Origin of the sequence: Enterococcus sp. C65, from assembly GCF_040887165.1 — a bacterium.
GTDB classification, from domain to species: domain Bacteria; phylum Bacillota; class Bacilli; order Lactobacillales; family Enterococcaceae; genus Enterococcus_B; species Enterococcus_B hirae.
In genome coordinates this window covers 1-869 of sequence record NZ_JBFOFG010000031.1, presented here as the reverse complement: position 1 = coordinate 869, position 869 = coordinate 1, and the positions used below count along the sequence as shown (strand labels likewise).

The 869-nt window shown below is 38.8% G+C and carries 1 pseudogene; it reads right to left on the bottom strand.

The features are described from left to right. A pseudogene (locus tag AB3I12_RS13305) lies at positions 1-536 on the bottom strand (BspA family leucine-rich repeat surface protein); the annotation flags it as partial. Positions 537-869 lie beyond the last annotated feature (333 nt).

Genomic DNA, 869 nt, shown 5'->3' with positions numbered 1-869 from the left:
AAGACAATTTTCTTGATGGCTTTACTATCCACTTTTTTGCTGTTCCATGGTGATTCTTTATAGCCACTTAACTCACCTGCTCCGATTGTCAATACTCCTGTATTTTCATCAAAAGTATACGAGCTGGTACCCCATGTGCCAGTTATCTTAGAAGCTGCTGCCACGTTCGATTTTTGCGCTACTTTTGGCGCTTCCGCTGTTGGATTAGTTGCATCCCCTTCACTTTCGGCAGTCGCTGCTGTTGCTTGGTCTTGAGTGTCATCCGTTGCTTCATCAGTTGTTGCTAATGAATCACTAGCTGTAGTGGTTGAATCCATTGGGTTTACTAACGGATCTGTGACGTTTTGTATCGTTTGATCGATGGCTTCTTTTGCTTCATTCGCCTGTGTTTGTTCAGTAGAAGTTTCAGCTGTTGGTGTCAAAGTATCCGCTAATGCCATCGTTGGTGCAATCCCGGTATTTCCCATCACACCAGCCACCGCAAACATCGTTAATAGCTGTTTTTTACGTTTTGCTGTTAATTTTTTCTTACTCATATTTACTCCTTTTTTGCTCTTATTTTTGATTATTACTTTCTCGTCAATACCACTTCATCAGCTTTAGGTGTTTCCCCTGTTTTCAATTGATGTCTCTTTCCAATGTCCATTTTGTTACCGAAGCTGACAAAATTGTATTAATCATCTCCCCTGTAGCGTTTATTTTACTTGTTCTAAGCAAGCATAAACGCTCAATATTCCCAATTAATATTCTTGAATTTTGAGCGTTTACCATAACGTTTTTTTGTATATATTTCTTTCATTGATCGAGGAAATCAATCAAGCTTCTTCTACTACTTATCATCTGAAGAAATATTTCACCTACATGTTACG